The sequence below is a fragment of the Actinomadura logoneensis genome (assembly GCF_003428695.1).
GTDB classification, from domain to species: domain Bacteria; phylum Actinomycetota; class Actinomycetes; order Streptosporangiales; family Streptosporangiaceae; genus Spirillospora; species Spirillospora logoneensis.
The window spans coordinates 1-4,167 of record NZ_QURH01000789.1 but is presented as its reverse complement, the minus strand read 5'-3'; the positions used below and the strand labels follow the sequence as shown (position 1 = coordinate 4,167).

Below are 4,167 nucleotides of genomic sequence, written 5' to 3'. Positions count from 1 at the left end.
GGCGGGGACGCTGGCGGCGGGCGGCCTCGGCGTCCTCGGCTGGCAGGAGCTCGGCGGCGGCGCGGGCGGCTCGCCCGCCCGGTCCGCAGCGAACGCCTTCAAGAAGGCCACCGGGCTCGGGGAGGCGGATCCCACCGGCGGCACCTGGACGATGCTGGAGGGCGTCGACGCCTACGAGGTCCGCAGCACCGCCTTCTCCCCTGACGGGAGGTACATGGCGGTCTCCGGATGGACGTCCGGGGCGGGCACCCACTGCGTCGGCATCTACGACGGGACGTCCAGGGCGCGGTTGACGCAGGTGGACGGCGGTCCGAACGGCGCGAACCAGGTGGCGTTCTCCCCCGACGGCCGCCGCCTGGCCGTCGCCTGCACGGACGGGCGGGTGCGGATCTACTCCGTCCCGGACGGGCGGCCGGTCGCGACGCTCACCGGGCCGAAGAAGCGGGCGATGGGCGTGGCGTGGTCGTCCCGGGGCCGGATCGCCGCGGCCACCGAGGAGGGCGGCTTCCTCTGGGAGGCGTCCGGCCGCTTGGTGACCCGGCTCACACGCAAGGACAAGTATCCGGGAGAGCTGTACTCGGCCGCGTTCTCCGCGGACGGCCGGATGGTCGCCACCTGCGGCGCGGACCAGTTCGTCCGGCTGTACGACGGGGTCACCGGGGCGCGGATCGCCGACCTCGGCACGCCCTCCGCGACCGGGCTGGCGTTCTCCCCCGACGGCCGGACGCTCGCGGTCGGCGAGTACGGCGGCACGGACCAGAACGTCGTCCGCGTCTGGGACGTCCGGACGCACGCCGAACTGGCCCGGCTGCCGGGGCACAAGAGCATCGCGTCCGTGGCGTTCTCCGGGGACGGCAGGCGGCTGGCGAGCGGCGGGAACGACGGCGGGTCGTCCCTCCAGGGCAGCATCCGGGTCTGGGACGCGGCCTCCAGGAGCCGGCTGCGGCTGCTCACCACGCCGAGCCACTGCATGAGCGTGGCACTCGACCGGGAAGGGACGAGAATGCTCAGCTCAGGGGCCGGAAAGCCGGTTCTCTGGACCGGCCTGTAAGCACGGCGCAAGCCCGTGACGGACCGCATCCAGCGCCGCGGCGGAAGGTGATCTGTAAGCCGCCTCACCCTGTCCGGAATCCGGTTTCTGGAAAAACCGGAGCGGGATTCCCGGGAACGCGTTGAATGTTCATGCAGAGCAGTGCATACTCTTCCCATGTCCAAGGTGCTCTCCTCCCTGCCCGTCGGTGAACGCGTCGGGATCGCCTTCTCCGGCGGCCTCGACACCTCTGTCGCGGTGGCCTGGATGCGCGAGAACGGCGCGGTGCCCTGCGCGTACACGGCCGAGCTGGGCCAGTACGACGAGCCCGACGTCGCGTCCGTGCCCGGCCGCGCCACGCTCTACGGCGCCGAGGTCGCGCGCCTGGTCGACTGCCGCGCGGCGCTCGTGGAGGAGGGCCTGGCCGCCCTGGCCTGCGGCGCGTTCCACATCCGCTCCGGAGGCCGCGCCTACTTCAACACCACCCCGCTCGGCCGGGCCGTGACCGGCACCCTGCTGGTCCGCGCCATGCTGGAGGACGAGGTCCAGATCTGGGGCGACGGCTCCACCTTCAAGGGCAACGACATCGAGCGGTTCTACCGGTACGGCCTGCTCGCCAACCCGGCGCTGCGGATCTACAAGCCGTGGCTGGACGCGGCGTTCGTCGGCGAGCTCGGCGGCCGGCAGGAGATGTCGGAGTGGCTGACCGAGCGCGACCTGCCCTACCGGGCGAGCGCCGAGAAGGCGTACTCCACCGACGCCAACATCTGGGGCGCCACGCACGAGGCCAAGGCCCTGGAGCACCTGGACGCGGGCGTCGAGACCGTCGAGCCGATCATGGGCGTCCGGTTCTGGGACCCGGCGGTGGAGATCCCCGCCGAGGACGTCACCGTCGGCTTCGTCCAGGGCCGCCCGGTCACGATCAACGGCAAGGAGTTCGGCTCCGCCGTGGACCTGGTGCTGGAGGCCAACGCGATCGGCGGACGGCACGGGCTCGGCATGTCCGACCAGATCGAGAACCGGGTCATCGAGGCCAAGAGCCGCGGCATCTACGAGGCCCCCGGCATGGCGCTGCTGTTCGCGGCGTACGAGCGGCTGGTCAACGCCGTCCACAACGAGGACACCATCGCCACCTACCACGCCGAGGGGCGGCGGCTCGGGCGGCTGATGTACGAGGGCCGCTGGCTCGACCCGCAGGCGCTGATGCTCCGCGAGGCGCTGCAGCGCTGGGTCGGCTCGGCCGTGACCGGCGAGGTCACGCTGCGGCTGCGGCGCGGCGAGGACTACTCGATCCTGGACACCACCGGCCCCGCGCTCAGCTACCACCCGGACAAGCTGTCCATGGAGCGCACCGAGGACTCGGCGTTCGGGCCGGTGGACCGGATCGGCCAGCTCACCATGCGGAACCTGGACATCGCCGACTCCCGCGCCCGGCTGGAGCAGTACGCCGGGCTCGGGGTGGTCGGCGCGTCCCACCCCGCAGCGCCCGGCGCGGCCCTGGGCGCGGGCACCGCGCTCATCGGTCCGATGGCGGAGGGCGGCGCGGAGTCCATCGCCTCCCGCGGCGAGGCCCCCGGCGGCGACGAGCTGCTGGACAGCGCCGCGATGGAGTTCGGCACCGACTGACCTCCCCCAACTTGCCGGCCCGCCCGGCCCGCCCGGCTTGGTCTGTCGGGCCTGCGCAGGCCGCCCGGCCTGGCTTGGCCTGCCTGTCGGGCCTGTCGGGCCTGCCCAGGCTGCCCGAGACCTGCCCACCCAGGACGACCGGTGCCGCGATCCCTTCAGCGGGGTCGTGGCACTGGTCGTTTCCGCGGTGCCACACACCCGAGCCGCTGACGGACGGACGCCAGGACGCAACGGACAAGCCGGGACGACTCACGCGCTCGCTCCGAACGGGACCGCCGGAGCCGCTTCCTTGAACCGCGCGTAAAGCCCGGTCGGACTTCCGCCAAGGTCCGGCCGGGTTCGCCGCGCCACCGGGCGGACGCCGTGTCCGCGCGGGCAGAATGGCCTGCGCCATGTTTGCGCTCACGCTTAAATGGTTGGCAGGCTGGACGGCACGGCGGGACCGGGGCTGCGGACCGCCTCCGCCCCGCGAGCGGCCCGCCCTTCGGACGAGGAAGCCACGTGAACGGATCGACGCGATGCCGACGAACCCATGCTGACGGCGCCCATGTCGGCGACGCCGTGCCGACGACGCCCATGCTGACGGTCCCATGGTGACGGCCCCATGCTGACCGGACTCGGCGCGGGCGCGCTGCTGGCCGGGCTGGCGTTCGCCGGCGCGCTCGTGGACGGCTTCGGCGGCGGCGGTCCCGGCCTGGTGCTCGGCGTGTGCCTGGTCGCGGGGTCGCTGCTGGCGGCGGCGCTGGTCGTCCCGGAGCGCGTCCGGATCGTGCTGCCGATGCCGCCGCTGGCGTACGCGGTCGCGGCGGCGGTGGCGGGTCTGATCGGCGACCCGGGGCAGGTGTCCGGCGGGGTGGGCCTGGCCGCCGCGGCGGGCCGCTGGCTCAGCGAGGGGTTCGTGGCGATGGCGACCGCGACGCTGCTGGTGGTGGCGCTGGCCGTCGTCCGGGCGACAAGCACGCGGGCCCGCTGAGCGGCAAGCACGGCACGCGAGCCCCAGGATCGAGGACACAACGGGACCGCGGACACACCGGGGCCGCGGACACGTCAGAACAGCAAACACGCCGGAACGGCGAACATGCCGGAACCTCGGATACGTCGGGGCCACGGACACGTCGGGGCCACGGATACGTCGGGGCCACGGGCACGCCGGGGCCACGAACGCGGAAGCGGGGAGCGGAACGAGACCGGGAGACCGGAACTCCTGCGCCGGAGAGCGGACGGCAGGAAACGGGCACCGAACAGGAGTACGGAACGCGAGCACGCGGGTACCGAGGGTGGAGGGGCGCCTCGCCCGCCGGCCGACCGGGGAGGGGAACAGTGGGACCGACCGCGCACCGGGGCCGCCCGACGGGCCGTGAGCCCGCGGAGGGGTCCGCGCCCGCCCGCCCGCCGTCCGGCGGACCGCGTCTTGACCGTCCGGACCGTCCGAGCCGTCCGAACCGTCCGGGCCGTGGGGGTGGTCCGGGCAGGGGCTCCGCGGCGTGGGGCCGGGTGACCGCGCCGGGCAG

3 protein-coding genes are annotated in these 4,167 nt (G+C 73.9%); all 3 read left to right on the top strand.

All coding sequences use genetic code 11. The features are described from left to right. The coding region (locus tag DZF91_RS27465; RefSeq protein ID WP_147341411.1) for a WD40 repeat domain-containing protein at window positions 1-1,051 on the top strand (1,051 nt) is incomplete at its 5' end. Between the two features lie 156 nt (window positions 1,052-1,207). Next, window positions 1,208-2,656 carry an argininosuccinate synthase gene (argG, locus tag DZF91_RS27460; protein ID WP_117360043.1) on the top strand — a complete coding sequence of 483 codons (1,449 nt, stop codon included), beginning with the start codon at window positions 1,208-1,210 and terminating at the stop codon, window positions 2,654-2,656. Between the two features lie 604 nt (window positions 2,657-3,260). Then, entirely contained in the window at window positions 3,261-3,629 is a 369-nt protein-coding gene (locus DZF91_RS27455) for a DUF6542 domain-containing protein (RefSeq protein WP_117360042.1), read from the top strand. Window positions 3,630-4,167 lie beyond the last annotated feature (538 nt).